General features: G+C 40.8%; 13 protein-coding genes. 2 read left to right on the top strand and 11 right to left on the bottom strand.

All coding sequences use genetic code 11. The features are described 5' to 3' along the window. Window positions 1-318: 318 nt before the first annotated feature. Both lpxB and surE read right to left on the bottom strand, forming a co-directional pair. Entirely contained in the window at window positions 319-1428 is a 1110-nt protein-coding gene (gene lpxB, locus J4N24_RS17765) for a lipid-A-disaccharide synthase (RefSeq protein ID WP_207535060.1), read from the bottom strand. A gap of 243 nt (window positions 1429-1671) precedes the next feature. Further along, entirely contained in the window at window positions 1672-2451 is a 780-nt protein-coding gene (gene surE, locus J4N24_RS17760; RefSeq protein ID WP_207535059.1) for a 5'/3'-nucleotidase SurE, read from the bottom strand. Window positions 2452-2767: 316 nt separating this feature from the next. On the opposite strand from surE, the gene purL reads away from it, so the two are divergent. Continuing rightward, window positions 2768-6451, top strand: a complete 3684-nt coding sequence (purL, locus tag J4N24_RS17755; protein WP_207535058.1) for a phosphoribosylformylglycinamidine synthase — start codon at window positions 2768-2770, stop codon at window positions 6449-6451. A gap of 61 nt (window positions 6452-6512) precedes the next feature. Here purL and lepB read toward each other — a convergent pair whose 3' ends face one another. The 5 genes from lepB to J4N24_RS17730 form a co-directional block, all read right to left on the bottom strand. Beyond that, complete coding sequence (gene lepB / locus J4N24_RS17750) at window positions 6513-8042, bottom strand: signal peptidase I (RefSeq protein WP_207535057.1); 1530 nt, start codon at window positions 8040-8042, stop codon at window positions 6513-6515. Window positions 8043-8052: 10 nt separating this feature from the next. Beyond that, the gene (dapB, locus tag J4N24_RS17745) at window positions 8053-8796 is read right to left on the bottom strand and encodes a 4-hydroxy-tetrahydrodipicolinate reductase (RefSeq protein ID WP_207535056.1); all 744 of its coding nucleotides are present in this window, start codon (window positions 8794-8796) and stop codon (window positions 8053-8055) included. A gap of 135 nt (window positions 8797-8931) precedes the next feature. Next, window positions 8932-9663, bottom strand: coding sequence for a DUF5683 domain-containing protein (locus tag J4N24_RS17740; RefSeq protein ID WP_207535055.1), 732 nt, complete (start codon window positions 9661-9663; stop codon window positions 8932-8934). Next, entirely contained in the window at window positions 9663-10586 is a 924-nt protein-coding gene (locus J4N24_RS17735) for a ParB/RepB/Spo0J family partition protein (protein WP_207535054.1), read from the bottom strand. Before J4N24_RS17735 ends, J4N24_RS17740 begins: the two co-directional genes overlap by 1 nt. After that, complete coding sequence (locus J4N24_RS17730) at window positions 10583-11389, bottom strand: ParA family protein (protein WP_207535053.1); 807 nt, start codon at window positions 11387-11389, stop codon at window positions 10583-10585. Before J4N24_RS17730 ends, J4N24_RS17735 begins: the two co-directional genes overlap by 4 nt. 166 nt (window positions 11390-11555) lie before the next feature. Here J4N24_RS17730 and J4N24_RS17725 point away from each other — a divergent pair, with 166 nt between their 5' ends. Beyond that, window positions 11556-12080: an NADPH-dependent FMN reductase gene (locus J4N24_RS17725; RefSeq protein WP_207535052.1), complete on the top strand. Its 525-nt coding sequence runs from the start codon at window positions 11556-11558 to the stop codon at window positions 12078-12080. A gap of 61 nt (window positions 12081-12141) precedes the next feature. On the opposite strand, the gene J4N24_RS17720 is transcribed toward J4N24_RS17725, so the two are convergent. From J4N24_RS17720 to J4N24_RS17705, 4 genes are all read right to left on the bottom strand, one after another. Further along, window positions 12142-12885 carry a LytR/AlgR family response regulator transcription factor gene (locus J4N24_RS17720; RefSeq protein ID WP_207535113.1) on the bottom strand — a complete coding sequence of 248 codons (744 nt, stop codon included), beginning with the start codon at window positions 12883-12885 and terminating at the stop codon, window positions 12142-12144. Continuing rightward, window positions 12885-13919, bottom strand: a complete 1035-nt coding sequence (locus tag J4N24_RS17715) for a sensor histidine kinase (RefSeq protein WP_242691698.1) — start codon at window positions 13917-13919, stop codon at window positions 12885-12887. Before J4N24_RS17715 ends, J4N24_RS17720 begins: the two co-directional genes overlap by 1 nt. 20 nt (window positions 13920-13939) lie before the next feature. Beyond that, window positions 13940-14767 (bottom strand): LiaF transmembrane domain-containing protein, encoded by an 828-nt coding sequence (locus tag J4N24_RS17710; RefSeq protein WP_207535051.1) that lies wholly within the window; start codon window positions 14765-14767, stop codon window positions 13940-13942. 133 nt (window positions 14768-14900) lie between these two features. Then, window positions 14901-15131 (bottom strand): hypothetical protein, encoded by a 231-nt coding sequence (locus J4N24_RS17705; protein ID WP_207535050.1) that lies wholly within the window; start codon window positions 15129-15131, stop codon window positions 14901-14903. Window positions 15132-15171 lie beyond the last annotated feature (40 nt).

The following is a 15171-nucleotide window of genomic DNA, read 5'->3' as shown; positions in this document are numbered from 1 at the left end:
TTAAATATCTGGCAATGAACAATATTTTTGAATTCGGCTCGTAATTAATTAAGTTTACAATTACTAAGAAAAGGGGTTAATATGTTTGAAAGATTAAAAGAATTGGTTTCTGACTTTGTGAATGGTTTGAGAAAGAAAACACCTGCCCTGGTACCGGTTAGAAATCAAAGCGGAAACAGGCTCCAGAAATAAATAGTTGACTTCAGGTGAATTAGGTTGATTTGTTGTTTGATAGATAAAGTGGTTAGATTTTGTTAGGTTGATATGTTTTGATTTGTGTTAATTTAACCTGAAGTCATTAGAAAAAGCCTCGGTGAACTATGTTTCTCCGAGGCTTTTTACTATAAGCCGTGCTGTCTTCTCAGAAGCACCCGGATCTCCCATCCGATCGGAAAGCTCCTGATAATTCTTTAACATTTCTTCCCTGTAACTTCCCCCCAACAAAAGCTCTAACTCCTCACCTATCTTTTCAGAATTACAATCCTCCTGAATTAACTCCTTTACTATCAGTCTGTCCATTATTAAATTAACAAGCGAAATGAACCTGATCTTAATAACCATTCGGGCAATAGCGACAGAAACAGCACTGGTTTTGTAAACAACAACTTCAGGAACATGAAATAATGCAGTTTCTAAAGTAGCAGTTCCCGAGGTTACAATGGCAGCATCTGCATTTTTTAGCAAATCGTAAGTGCTATTAAAAACCACAGGAATATTTCTCCCCAAAATAAACTTGTCATAGAAAGCTACATTAAAGCTCGGTGCTCCGGCTATAACAAATTGATATTCAGGAAAGCGGGAGGCAGTTTCCAGCATCTCAGGTAGAATCTTGGTAATCTCCTGTTTTCTGCTTCCAGGCAGAAGTGCTATTATCTTTTTTCCCGTCAAGTTATGTCTGCCTCTGAACTGCTTGTCAGGAGTAAAAGCAGCTATAGCATCGAGCAGAGGATTTCCAACATAGTCAACCTTCATTCCCCAGCCGTTATAGAAGTCAACCTCAAAAGGAAGGATACAAAAAAGCTTGTCGACCACCTTTTTAATCTTCAACACCCGTTTCTGGTTCCATGCCCATACTTTCGGAGATATATAGTAATAAACATTTATACCATGCTGCTTAGCAAACTCGGCAATTTTAAGATTGAAGCCGGGAAAATCAATAAGAATTAAAGCGTCGGGATTGTACTGCAGCAAATCTGCTTTTGCCTGCTTCATATTCCTCAGTATAGTTCGTAGATTAAGAACAACTTCAGCAAAGCCCATATATGACATGTCGCTATAATGCTTAACAATTTCTCCACCCTGAGCAGTCATGAGATCCCCTCCGAGAAATCTAAATTCAGCGTTGAGGTCTTCTGCCTTCAGTGCACGCATCAAGTTAGCACCATGAAGGTCCCCTGATGCTTCCCCGGCAATAAGATAATACCTCATAATTGCATTTTATAAAAAAAGAAGATGAAGGCGCAGATAAAGGTAGATCCTATAATCCCTCTTGCCGTTGATTCCATATATCGGTTAGCGTAATACTTCATAATTAGAAGGTTCAAGGCTACGCACCCAATATATAACAGATCAGCCTTCTTAAGAAAGTTTACATTCATTTTTAAAACTTCCACTATCAAAAAAGCTATTCCCGGCAGGACCAGTCCCAAAACGGTACCTAACCAAACATTATCACGATTCAACATTAATATTCCAGGTATTTAAATAAGGAATTGCGTGGTGTGCGGTAAGATCAAATTGTACGGGAACCAAAGAAGCATAACCATTCTCTAAAGCCCACACATCAGTGTCCTCACCTTTATCGTTATGCTGAAAAACACCGGTCAACCAGTAATAGTTACGCTTATGTGGATCCAAACGTTCATCAAATTCTTCGGCATACTTAGCGTTCGCTTGCCGGCAGATCTTCAGCCCCTTTATCTTATTAGTTTTAGGGAAATTTACGTTTAATAAGGTACCCTGTGGCAAACCATGCTCCAGCACCTGCTTAGCAATAGCCTTAACATAGGGCACACAGCTTCTAAAATCTGCATCATATGTAAAATCATCATATGAAAAACCGATTGATGGGATACTTTCTATAGCTCCTTCGACCGCGGCAGACATAGTTCCGGAGTAGATCACGTTGATGGAATGATTTAAGCCATGATTAATACCAGAAACACATAGATCGGGTTTCTTACCCTGAAGAACCTTATTAACAGCGAGTTTTACACAATCCGCCGGGGTACCTGAGGTTTTGTACATTTCTACATCCGGATAAATATGAACCCGGTCTAAACGCAGCGGACGACTAATAGTAATAGCATGGCCCATTCCAGACTGCGGTCCATCTGGCGCTACCACCACTACATTACCCAACTCTTTCATTGCATGCAATAAAGTTTGAATTCCCGGTGCATCAATCCCGTCGTCATTAACCACCAAAATAGTAGGTCTTTCGTTTTTCATACTACAAACTTAGGATTTTAAACTTAGTTGCCGAATCAGAATAATTCTCGTTACCACTAATCAAAGAAACACCAAAGAAAAGAACTAAATTATTGCTCCTACTTATTTTGTTAAGCTTAAGCAAAACATCCGAAGGTGCAGATACACACCAGAAAACCCTCAGATTATAGACCTTTTTACCCGCATTTTTCGATTTTTAACGCTAACTTTGCCGCTTCAAAAAACCTGCATAAGCAGATGCCATAACAGGGATATTAATGTAAAAGCAGGTTCTTTGTGGCTACACAGTAAACAATCAAGATTCAGGAAAATAAGCATGCTTCATTTCTTTTTAAATCAGCCTGATACAGTTTTCGCAGTACAAATTGAGCGGGAACTTACCTCCACAGACATTACTAAACTTGAATGGCTTTTTGGCAATGCCAAGCTTCAGCTTGATAGCACACTTGCTGGCTATTTTGTTGGACCACGGGCTGCAATGATAACGCCATGGAGTACTAACGCTGTTGAGATCACCCAGAATATGGACATTACGGGTATTATCAGGATTGAAGAGTTTAAAATTGTGAAAGAGGATTTCACGGATTTCGACCCAATGCTTTCTCAAAAGTATAGTGATCTTAACCAGGATCTTTTTACTATCAATATTAATCCGGAAGCAGTTTTACCCGTAACGGATATAGCTGCTTATAATAAACAGGAAGGTTTATCTTTAAGTGATGAAGAGGTTGAATACCTGAATCAACTTTCAAAGCGCCTTGGTCGCTCCCTTACCGACTCCGAGGTATTCGGATTTTCCCAGGTTAATTCAGAACACTGTCGTCATAAAATCTTTAACGGCAAGTTTATTATTGACGGTGAAGAAAAGCCAACCTCTCTATTCAAACTAATTCGTAAGACTTCTGAAGCTAACCCTAACGATATCGTTTCTGCATACAAGGACAATGTGGCCTTTATCAAAGGACCAGTAGTTCAGCAATTTGCTCCTAAGCGTGCGGATGTACCGGACTTTTACGAAGTCAAGGAATTTGAATCGGTTATTTCTGTGAAGGCAGAAACTCATAATTTCCCTACAACTGTTGAGCCTTTCAATGGTGCTGCTACAGGTTCGGGGGGTGAGATCAGAGACAGGTTAGCCGGGGGCCAGGGAGCGCTTCCTCTTGCGGGAACCGCGGTTTATATGACTGCTTTATCCCGCCTTGAGAAAAACCGCCCATGGGAGCAGGCAACCCAGGAAAGAAAATGGCTCTACCAGACACCGATGGATATTTTAATCAAGGCTTCTAACGGAGCTACTGATTTCGGTAACAAATTCGGACAACCCCTTATTACAGGATCTGTACTTACTTTCGAGCATGACGAGAAAGCTGATGGCATTGAATCTCCTAGAAAGCTTGGGTATGATAAAGTTATAATGCTGGCTGGAGGTATTGGATACGGAAAGGCTAGTCAAGCTCAGAAACAAAAACCTAAAACAGGAGACAAGATAGTAATCCTTGGTGGTGAAAATTATCGGATTGGAATGGGAGGAGCCGCAGTTTCTTCTGCTGATACCGGAGAGCATGGTACAGGAATAGAACTTAATGCCGTGCAGCGTTCTAATCCCGAGATGCAAAAGAGAGCAGCTAACGCTATTCGAGGAATGGTAGAAAGTGATAATAATCTCATTGTTTCCATTCATGACCACGGGGCTGGCGGCCATTTGAACTGTTTGTCGGAACTGGTGGAAGAAACTGGCGGAAAAATAGATTTGGATAAGCTGCCCGTCGGAGATCCAACTCTTTCAGCGAAAGAGATCATCGGTAACGAGTCTCAGGAACGTATGGGTTTAGTGATCGGAGAACAAGACATTGAAACTTTACAAAAAATAGCTGACCGCGAACGCTCCCCTATGTATACCGTTGGAGACGTTACAGGAGACCATCGTTTCACCTTCCAATCATCTACCACAGGTGCAAAGCCGATGGACTTGGCGCTATCGGATATGTTTGGAAGTTCACCAAAAGTGGTAATGGAAGATAGGTCTGTAAACCGCAGCTATCGGGCAGTAACTTATGATAAAACACAGCTGCAGTCTTATCTGGAGCAAGTTTTGCAACTGGAGGCGGTTGCCTGTAAAGATTGGCTGACAAATAAGGTTGACCGTTGTGTTGGTGGTCGGGTTGCTAAGCAACAGTGCGCTGGTCCTCTACAATTGCCTCTGAATAATTGCGGTGTAATGGCACTAGATTTTCAGGGCAAAGAAGGAATAGCAACTTCTGTTGGTCATGCCCCAGTCTCAGCACTTATAAATCCTGCTGCCGGGAGTCGTAATGCTATCGGAGAGGCCCTATCAAACATCGTTTGGGCTCCACTTAAAGACGGACTAAAAAGTGTCTCTCTCTCAGCTAACTGGATGTGGGCTTGTAAAAACGAGGGAGAAGATGCACGTTTATATGAAGCCGTAGAAGCTTGTTCAAACTTTGCTATCGACTTAGGTATCAATATTCCTACTGGAAAAGATTCACTTTCGATGAAGCAGAAATACAAGGATGAGGATGTTATTGCTCCCGGTACTGTTATTATTTCTGCTGGAGCCAATTGCTCTGATATTCAAAAAGTGACTGAACCGGTGTTACAGAAAGACGGAGGAAACATTTACTATATCAACCTTTCTAATGATACCTATAAGCTTGGTGGATCATCATTTGCTCAAGTTATAAACAGGATAGGAAATGAAACTCCGGACATTAAAGATGCTGCAGCTTTCAAAAATGCTTTCAATACAGTTCAACAGCTGATTAAAGAGGGTAAGATCCAGGCAGGACATGATATTGGAAGTGGAGGTTTGATTACTACATTGCTCGAAATGTGCTTTGCAGATAATGGTCTTGGTGCCAATATCGACCTAAGTCCTTTAGCTGAATCAGACACTATCAAAGTGCTTTTTGCTGAAAATATAGGTCTCGTATTTCAGGCCTCATCAGAGGTGGAAAGCATCCTGGAAGCAAGTGATGTTCCTTATTACCTTTTGGGTACAAGCACAACTGAAGGTAAACTTCAATTGAAGAACGGAGAGGAAGATTACAGCTTCGATATTGCTGAGTTAAGAGACGTTTGGTTTAAAACATCTTACCTTCTTGATATCAAACAAAGTGGTGCTACCAGTGCAAGAGAACGGTACGATAATTACAAAAACCACTTACTAAAATATAATTTCCCGTCTGACTTTAATGGCCAAAAACCTGTTATTGAATCTGGAAAGCCCAAAATTAAAGCGGCTATAATTCGTGAAAAAGGAAGTAACTCCGAACGCGAACTAGCAAATGCACTTTATATGGCAGGTTTCGAGGTGAAAGATGTACACATGACAGATCTGATTTCAGGCAGGGAAACATTAGAAGATATTCAATTTATCGGTGCAGTTGGTGGCTTCTCTAATTCAGACGTTCTTGGTTCTGCAAAAGGCTGGGCCGGAGCATTTATGTACAATGAGAAAGCAAGAGTTGCACTTGAAAATTTCTTCAAGCGCGAGGATACTCTGTCTGTAGGAATTTGTAACGGATGCCAGTTATTTGTAGAGCTGGGATTGATCAACATGGATCATGATCAGAAGCCAAAAATGATGCATAACGTGAGCCACAAACACGAAAGCATTTTTACGGCCCTTACTATTCAGGAAAATAAATCAGTCATGCTTTCAAGCCTTGCTGGTTCTACACTCGGGGTATGGGTATCGCACGGAGAAGGTCGCTTTAGCTTACCTCATACGGAAGACAGATATCAGATCGTAGGCAAGTATCATTATGAGACTTATCCTGCTTGCCCAAATGGCTCTGATTACAATACCGCTATGCTTTGTGATGAAACTGGTCGCCACCTGGTAACGATGCCACATATTGAGCGTTCATTACTTCAATGGCAATGGGCTAATTACCCTGCAGGTCGTCAGGATGAAGTTTCTCCATGGATGGAAGCCTTTACCAATGCGAGAAAATGGTTGGAAGACAGACAGAATTAGTCGATAAAAACAAAAAAGCCCGGTTCGTTCTGAACCGGGCTTTTTTGTTTAAGACTTTTATTTAATGAATTCCTTTGAATAACCTGTTCCACCTTACTTTACCCAGGAAGCTACCATTCTCATTTAAGCTCATCCAGATAAACAATGCTTTCCCTACCACATGGTCTTCAGGTACAAATCCCCAAAAACGGGAGTCCAAAGAGTTATCCCTGTTATCACCCATCATCCAATAATAGTTCATTTTAAAAGTATATGAATCGGAAGGCTTACCGTTGATAATTAACCGACCGTTTTGCTCATCAACCTGATTTCCTTCATATACCTGTATTGCCCTTTTATAAACTGGAATCGTAAGGCTGTCAAGCTTAACTGTCCAACCTTTTTTGGGAACTATTAAGGGCCCGAAATTGTCCTGATTCCATTTGAAAGATGGGTTGTGTGGAAAGACCATAGGATCATAATCACCCTCTAATTTAACGATTGGATGAACCTCCTTAACATTAGACCAGCGTTTGATCTGCTCCGATTCATCCTTCGTCATATTAAAATAGTACTCATCTGCGGTTGCCTGGCTAACTGAGATGTTCATGTCCGTCAGAGTTTGCGGATTGAAGTCTGTGCCATTTGACTTAACGTAATAAGCCTTTTGGCCCTGAGAAGGATTTTCAGCCGGCTTGCCATTAACAAAAACCTGGGCATTAACAATCTTCAGTGTATCACCCCCGATTGCAAGACAACGTTTAATATAATTCTCTCGCTTATCCACAGGCCTTACCACGATAGTAAAATTAGGATTTGAGCGTACAGCATCCCTACCTAATTGCCTTACCAACTGATAATAACTAGCTTCAGCCTGAGTTTCAACAACCACAGTATCGCCTTCCGGATAATTAAACACGACCACGTCTCCTCTCTCAACACTCTCGAAACCAGGCAAACGGCGGTACTTCAACTCAATGCCATCCCAATAAGCCTTCACGTTTGTAGTACCAGGCATAGTGTGATGAGCAAAAGGAAAAGCTACGGGTGTCATTGGAACTCTTCCGCCATAATTAACCTTACTTACAAAAAGAAAATCACCTATTAATAATGATTTTTCCATTGAGCCTGTAGGAATGGTGTAAGCTTCCAGAAGGAAACTACGAATCAAGGTAGCCGCAACAACAGCAAACACAATCGCATCTGCCCATTCCCTGCCTGCTGACTTTTTAAAAGGGTGTTTCTTTCTAAAATCTTCTGTTAAAGACTTTCCAAAATATCGGGTATTCTTATCAAAGCCCCAGATAGGGAACATAATAAAAGGCACTATGATAACGCCTGCATGTTCTATAAAGTCGAACTTCCCGTAACATTTCGCGAAGTCTAACATTAATGCAATAGCTGCAATAATATTAATTACAGGAATGAAAAAAAGAACGATCCACCATTTAGGCCGACCCGCAAGTTCGATCATTACATAGGCATTGTAAAACGGAATTAAAGCTTCCCAGCCTTTTCTGCCGGCCTTCTCGAACAGCTTCCACAAACCAATGTGAAATAACACTAAAATTGGCAGGAGGTATAATAACCAGCCAAAAGAATCAGATGCCATCTAGCTTTTTTTAAATATTGAAATCAAATATATCTTTAACGGAATAAAATCCTTTTTTGTCTTTCAGCCACTCGGCAGCGATAACTGCACCTAAAGCAAATCCCGCGCGACTATGAGCTGTATGCTTAAATTCGATATCGTCTACTTCGGAACTGTAGATCACAGTATGCGTTCCGGGAACTTCCTCAATCCTGTGTGACTCGATCAGAAGCTGTTCCTGCTTTGCAACAACTTCCTCTGCCCCGCCTACTAGGCTATTAACCCATTCTTTTTTAGAAGCAACACCCTCTAAAATACCTTCAGCAATAGTAATGGCAGTACCACTCGGAGAATCCAATTTATGGATATGGTGGATCTCTTCTACCTGAACATCATACTGAGGGTAACGATTCATGATCTTAGCAAGCATTTTATTCACAAAAAAGAACACGTTAACGCCAATGCTAAAGTTAGAGCCCCATAAGAGCGTATTGTTACTCCCCTCACATCTTTCCTTAACGCTTTCCATCTGTTCATACCAGCCAGTAGTACCAACAACAAGGGGTGTTCCTGCCATAAAACAAGCATCTATATTCCCCATAACAGAATGAGGGGTACTGAAATCGATGGCAGCATCAGCTTTTTGAAGATTTTCTGTAGTCAACTGATCGAGATTGGTTTCGTCGATCTTAAGAACAATTTCATGGCCGCGTTCCAAAGCGAACTTCTCAATAATGCGACCCATTTTACCATAACCTAGAAGGGCTATTCTCATTTTACTAAATTTTCGTTTAATCTGTCAGGTGATAGAACCTTACTTTCTGTTTCTTCAAAAGTCCTTGCTACCATGATGCAGGCAAGACAAGTCCATATGAAGACATATATTCGCATTAAAGATGCTACAAAAAATTCAATTGTAGTTATCGTTTTTTCTGCTCCTGAAAGAAAGCTGAAGCTTAATGGCAGGCGAAAGGGACGGACCGGACGATAAGGCGTAGGAAGGGTTAAAAGATGGAGTAAGTTTTAGCGAAAGATCTTTACTCACATCAAATCTGAAAAAGGTTGCATCAACATAAGCGTCAATCACGTTAACGGCATACAAGGCTCCTATAAGAAGAAAAGACAAGTCGCGGTTACGACGATAGTAATCCTTGGCGTCAATAATATTATTGTAGTTGTAATTTGCAAAAGCAGGATTTAGCCACTGTGGCTTGCTCGTATCGCCTTTGACACTATCATTATAACGCAACTCCTTCAGCAACTCCTTATAATTCCGCTGGTTAAAATCAATTACCAAGCCCAGTCCAACAAAACCCGCGTAAAGGATAGGTACTTTCCACCATCTCTTGTTGGTGATCTGCCCCCAACCAGGAACGATCATTGAACGGCGGGTGGATAGTTTAGAAAGACGTTCTAAAGCCAGTCGTGCAGAATCTTTCACTACAGCTGGCTTTTCCTCAAGCTTATTTGCAGAACGCAAATTTACTACTGAGTCTTTTTTCTTGGCGAAAACAGAGTCCTTTTTTGCATCAGGATTAGTTAAAGTAGAATCTACGCGCACCACCTTTGGATCTGTCTGACCAAAGGTGGTTGAAGTAACAGAAAAAAATACCAGTAGTAAAAGAACTCTAAAATGCTGCATTACCAATCTAATAATTCAAGGATACGGCTAAGATCATCCTCAGACAAAAATGGTATTTCTATGGCGCCCTTTCCTTTTCCCTGAACCTTTAATTTAACTCTGGTAGCAAATTTGGAAGCGAGGTCGTCCTCAATCTTACGATACTCCGGAGCGAAAAGTTGCCTTTGGGCAGGTCCTTTCTTTTTCTTTTCCTGCTGTATATCACGAACAAGTTCTTCAGCTTTACGAACGGAAAGTCCGCCCTTAACAATTTCGTCATGAATAAATAACTGCTTATCTACATCATCCAGACCCAAAATAGCCTTGGCGTGCCCCATAGAAATCTGATTATCTCTAATAGAAGCCTGAATAGCGGGGGGAAGTTTTAATAGACGTAAATAATTTGTAACTGTAGAGCGGTTTTTACTAACGCGATCTCCAAGTTCTTCCTGCTTAAGGCTGCACTCGTCGATCATCCTTTGAAAACTTAAAGCAACCTCAATAGAGTTAAGGTTTTCTCGCTGGATGTTCTCAATAAGCGCCATCTCCAGCATCTGCTGGTCATTCGCTGTACGAATATAAGCTGGAATTTCATCAATTCCTGCAATTTTTGATGCTCTTAACCTTCTTTCACCCGAGATTAACTGATAACTATTGTCGGATACTTTCCTGACAGTTATAGGCTGAATTAGGCCCTGAACCTGAATTGACTCCGCTAATTCATTTAATGCAACGGGGTCAAACTCTGTTCTTGGTTGAAAAGGGTTAACTTCAATTTCAGTCAGCTTGATAAAACTGATATTTCCGGGAGACGTATTATCTTCCTTAGGAGCAGGAGCTTGAGACTGAGACTGAGGTTTTGAAGGAGCAGCAGGAGCAGGCTCAGAATCATTAAGCAATGCACTTAATCCTCTGCCTAATCCTGTTTTTTTCTGATATGTCATGAATTAACTATTGCTTTATTACTTTCTTCTTCTCTAACTAATCCGTTCTTACGGATAATTTCCCTTGCCAAATTCAAATAATTAATTGATCCCTTACAGTTGGCATCGTGCATAATCACAGATACACCATAACTTGGTGCTTCACTTAAACGTGTATTCCTCTGTATAATTGTTTCGAATACCAGCTCCTGGAAATGCGTTTTTACCTCCTCAACAACTTGATTTGAAAGGCGAAGGCGTACATCGTACATCGTTAAAAGAATACCCTCTATGTCGAGGTTGGTATTTAGCCTACTCTGAACAATCTTTATCGTATTCAACAACTTGCCTAAACCTTCCAGGGCGAAATACTCGCACTGAACAGGAATAATTACAGAATTAGCAGCAGTTAAAGCATTGATTGTGATCAAACCTAGAGAAGGAGAGCAATCGATAATAATAAAATCATAATCATCTCTAACCTTATCTAATACCGCGCGCATTTTATACTCGCGTTCATTTAGATTGATCATCTCGATCTCAGCACCGACCAGATCGATGTGAGCCGGAAGGAGATCTAAATTTGGGGTTTCTGTTTTTTGTATAGCGTCGCGCGGATCAACATCATTGATAATGCATTCGTAAATGCTCTCTTTTATAGCCCTGGGATCAAAACCGATACCTGATGTTGAATTCGCTTGAGGATCCGCATCTACCAACAATGTGCGATATTCCAGAACGGCTAAACTTGCCGCAAGGTTGATAGATGAGGTGGTTTTTCCAACTCCGCCCTTTTGATTTGCAATCGCAATAATCTTACTCATTCCTTACCTAATATTTTACGGATTCTTGTCAATCTTATTCATCCAAAACGCTCAATTAAAATGCTATTTTTGCGTCTTCGAATACTTTTTAACAATCGACTAAGATACAAACTTTAAACTATTTAATCGGAGAGCCTGTTACGGGTTTTACACATATTATCCACAAATGATAACCATCGTTGCCAGCACTAACCGCCCTGGAAGCTATACTTTGAAGCTTGCTGAATACTATTTGAAGAAGTTTTATGAGCAGGAACAGCTTGCTGAAATCCTCTCCCTTGAAAACCTTCCTGAAGGTTTAGTTCACCCTGAGATGTATGAAAACCACAAGCTTCCCACTTGGGAGCCAGTGCAGGAATTAGTATCAAGATCGAAAAAATTCGTTTTCATTATTCCCGAATATAACGGTAGTTATCCAGGCATTCTTAAATTGTTTATTGATGCCTGTAAATTTCCTGAAAGCTTCGCAGGAAAGAAATCTGCCCTTGTTGGCGTTTCTACAGGAAAATATGGGAACATAAGAGGGGTGGAACATTTTACTGGAGTTTGTCACTACATTAATATGCATGTACTTCCGTTAAAACTCCATATTCCCCATATTCATAAAGAATTCAATGAGGAGGGAGAATTGTTTAAGGAAGATACCGTGAAATACACCAATCAACAGATTAAACAGTTCATCGAGTTTTAGGTTGCTCTTCTTTTGCAACTTTACTTAACTCGTCTTATGCCCCACTTCGAATGCTACACCACTAAATCTGCAGCAATTGCTTCAGTTTGCCATAGCCGGTTTTACTAACAGGCAAGCTATCGCCTGTCTTTAACTGGACTTTATAAGAGTCCTTTTCGTAAGGAGTAAGGCCGGTTATCTGAGAGACCTGAACAATGAAAGAACGATGGACCCTGACAAACTGCTTTTCATCAAGGTTATTTTCAAAAAAAGCCATTGTCTTGTTTTTAAGGAATACACCCTCCGGAGTATGTATCTTAACATAGTCATCATAGGCTTCCAGAAATCTTACTTCCGCGGCGGGTATTATCTTAATAGAACTTCCCGACTTAACAACAATACGCTCCGTCTTCCCTGGAGCGGGATTTGAGCTTTCAAGCAATGATTGAACTTGGAGTTTGGCTTCCGTAAGGTTTTTCTGCTCCAACCATTTTTCTACCGCTTTCTTAAACCGGTCCCTGGCAAAGGGCTTCAATAAATAATCTATAGCGTGGGCCTCAAAAGCTTTAATAGCAAACTCATCAAAAGCGGAAGTGAATATCACGGCTGGTCGCTCTTCCAGCAATTCTAACATCTCGAACCCTGTTATTTTGGGCATTTGAATATCCAGAAATATCAGATCTGGCTTATGCAGTGCTACGGCTTTAACTCCTTCAAAACCATCATTACATTCTGCCACAACTTCTATTTCCGGAAAATCTTCTAGATATTCTCTTACAACTTCTCTCGCCAGAGGTTCATCGTCTATTAAAATTGCCCTTGTCATCATTGAGGAATTCGAACTATAGTCGTAAAAATATTATTTTCTCCGCGTGTTTCAATTAAATCTGTACGAGCAAATAATAAATATAAGCGTCTTTTAATGCCCGTTAGTCCAAACCCGGTTCCACTTTTGGGAAGAGACGAGTCGGGGTCGTAGGGATTCTGGATGCGCAACTCAAGGTAATTCTGAATACAGCGGGCAACGACAGTAATTGAAACCTGCCCTACAGTATCATACAAACCGAACTTTATCGCGTTCTCCACAATGGGTTGCAGTAACATGGCGGGTAGTCTTAACGTATCGCAGGAATCCTCCTTGGTAATTTCAGTGGCCAACCTATGTCCGAAACGAACCCTCTCAATATCGAGGTACAGTTGTAAATGATTCAATTCATCCTCCAGGGTTACAAATTCATTCTCCTCCTTCCGTAAGGTGCCTCTCAAGAAATCAGATAGCTGATAGATCATTTTCCTTGCTTCCTCCGGTCTTCGTCCAATTAAAGCACTGATGGAATTTAAGCTGTTAAAAAGAAAGTGAGGCTGTAATTGCTGGCGCAGATTATATAATTCGGCTTCCCGGGCCAGCCTCTCAGCTTCTGTCTTTCGCTTCTCATTCTCCTTCTGATCCTGTAGGGTGTTCCATAAAATACTAAGCACGGCTGTACCTGTAATGAGAAGAAAACCAACACAAGCTCTTATGATCAATGACTTTTCTACTACCCTGGCATAGATCTTATCATCAGAATATAAATAAAGAAGAAGAAAGCGACTTACAAAAACAGCTATAAGAGTTAACAGGAAGCACCATGCAACAATATTAAAATAGCTCTCCTTGCCGGGGGTATAAAAGCGTAGCGTATTGCTTACAACGAGCGATGCAAGTAAAAGTAGCGTACAGGATACTCCAGCATCAACCGCTGCCATGCCTACCTCAAAACCTAACCAGTACAAGGTTGCCGCATGCATAAGCACCCAAAATATCCATGCAATTGCAAAGACACTTAGGATCCGGTTTGAGGAAAATGGTGAAACTGCCAAGCTAAGTTAAATTTCAGTTATTAATAACTTCTGATATCAATACCTCCAAATATGGAGGTACCCTTAATGATCAATATCTTCTCCTCTGAAGGGATAGCTCCGTGAACAATTGGCCGCTTATCTTCCACTCCTCCAAAAACTGCGACCATCTCTGAGGCAATTTTCCATTGTTGAGGAACTATAATTTTGGTCCCGCCGAACAACTGAGTTACATCAAGGATGGCTGTTCCCTGGATATCAGCTTGAATAAAGTTAAGCTCCACTCCCCCCATAATCGTCGTCACATCCCCTTCCTTAAAATTACGGGATACGATATTTTTCTTCACTCCCCCAAAGACCGCTACAGTATCGAGATAGTCGTCAGGCGAATAAGTTGTTTTTTCATACTTCTCCTTTATTGGCTCAGCGTCACCCTCTGCTATTGGTCCATTGGCTGGGTCTATAGGTTCTTCCTCAACAAATACGCGTTTATCCCATTCCTCAGTTCGTGAAAACTCCTGACCAAAGCGTTTCCTGAAGTTTTTCTTCTTTCCAAGAATGAGGTACAAGCCTAAACCCATAATTGCTATAGGAAAAGCAAAATCATGAAAATCCACACCGTCAAATATCTTATCCAGCAGAAAAACTACGCCGATTAATATAATTACGTAGGATCCGGGATTCTGGTAATTGTGACGTCGTCCGCTTATAACTCCCACAAGTATTAAGAACATCGGCCAGCTTATCACCCAATCAGGAATAAAAACTCCTAACTGTTTTGAAAGCATTAATAAGCCTACAACAAGAAATATAATTCCTACCCACTTCTTCTTCTTTGATTCCGGACCCTTGTCTTTAATGTTGTTCATCTAATATGAATTTTATCCAAAAGTAATGGCACCGGAAATATAGCACAATATTATTTAGGCAGTATGATTAGTTTATTCGGTAAACGATGGGAATTTGACGGTGAAATTATCAGAAAACTTGTTCCTTAACTTCCTACATAGGACTGTAACTGACAGCCATTAGCTTCAAAGTTGTTTCATCAATAGCTTCGGGACTGTGAAATTGGTTCATGACCAGGGATAGGGGAAATAAAATATGTCCAGTCGATGTGGTTACTCGAACATTCTTTTCTGTGATAGCGTGATCTTTATAGTTGCCGATCTTCGGATTATATTCTTCCAATCTAATTAACAGTTCCACTATTGCATATATTGGAACGCTCATACTCCTCATACTACAAATTAAGGACCGAAGCGTTAAGAAT

Source organism: Desertivirga arenae, from assembly GCF_017355785.1.
Classification (GTDB): Bacteria; Bacteroidota; Bacteroidia; order Sphingobacteriales; family Sphingobacteriaceae; genus Desertivirga; species Desertivirga arenae.
Note: the sequence above shows the minus strand (reverse complement) of the source record. Positions and strands in the feature narration are given on the sequence as shown.

What these genes read in the sequence shown, in the direction of transcription:
- lpxB (WP_207535060.1), bottom strand. Translation starts at nt 1,428, where the DNA reads ATGAGGTATTATCTTATTGCCGGGGAAGCATCAGGGGACCTTCATGGT.
- surE (WP_207535059.1), bottom strand. Translation starts at nt 2,451, where the DNA reads ATGAAAAACGAAAGACCTACTATTTTGGTGGTTAATGACGACGGGATT.
- purL (WP_207535058.1), top strand. Translation starts at nt 2,768, where the DNA reads ATGCTTCATTTCTTTTTAAATCAGCCTGATACAGTTTTCGCAGTACAA.
- lepB (WP_207535057.1), bottom strand. Translation starts at nt 8,042, where the DNA reads ATGGCATCTGATTCTTTTGGCTGGTTATTATACCTCCTGCCAATTTTA.
- dapB (WP_207535056.1), bottom strand. Translation starts at nt 8,796, where the DNA reads ATGAGAATAGCCCTTCTAGGTTATGGTAAAATGGGTCGCATTATTGAG.
- J4N24_RS17740 (WP_207535055.1), bottom strand. Translation starts at nt 9,663, where the DNA reads ATGCAGCATTTTAGAGTTCTTTTACTACTGGTATTTTTTTCTGTTACT.
- J4N24_RS17735 (WP_207535054.1), bottom strand. Translation starts at nt 10,586, where the DNA reads ATGACATATCAGAAAAAAACAGGATTAGGCAGAGGATTAAGTGCATTG.
- J4N24_RS17730 (WP_207535053.1), bottom strand. Translation starts at nt 11,389, where the DNA reads ATGAGTAAGATTATTGCGATTGCAAATCAAAAGGGCGGAGTTGGAAAA.
- J4N24_RS17725 (WP_207535052.1), top strand. Translation starts at nt 11,556, where the DNA reads ATGATAACCATCGTTGCCAGCACTAACCGCCCTGGAAGCTATACTTTG.
- J4N24_RS17720 (WP_207535113.1), bottom strand. Translation starts at nt 12,885, where the DNA reads ATGACAAGGGCAATTTTAATAGACGATGAACCTCTGGCGAGAGAAGTT.
- J4N24_RS17710 (WP_207535051.1), bottom strand. Translation starts at nt 14,767, where the DNA reads ATGAACAACATTAAAGACAAGGGTCCGGAATCAAAGAAGAAGAAGTGG.
- J4N24_RS17705 (WP_207535050.1), bottom strand. Translation starts at nt 15,131, where the DNA reads ATGAGCGTTCCAATATATGCAATAGTGGAACTGTTAATTAGATTGGAA.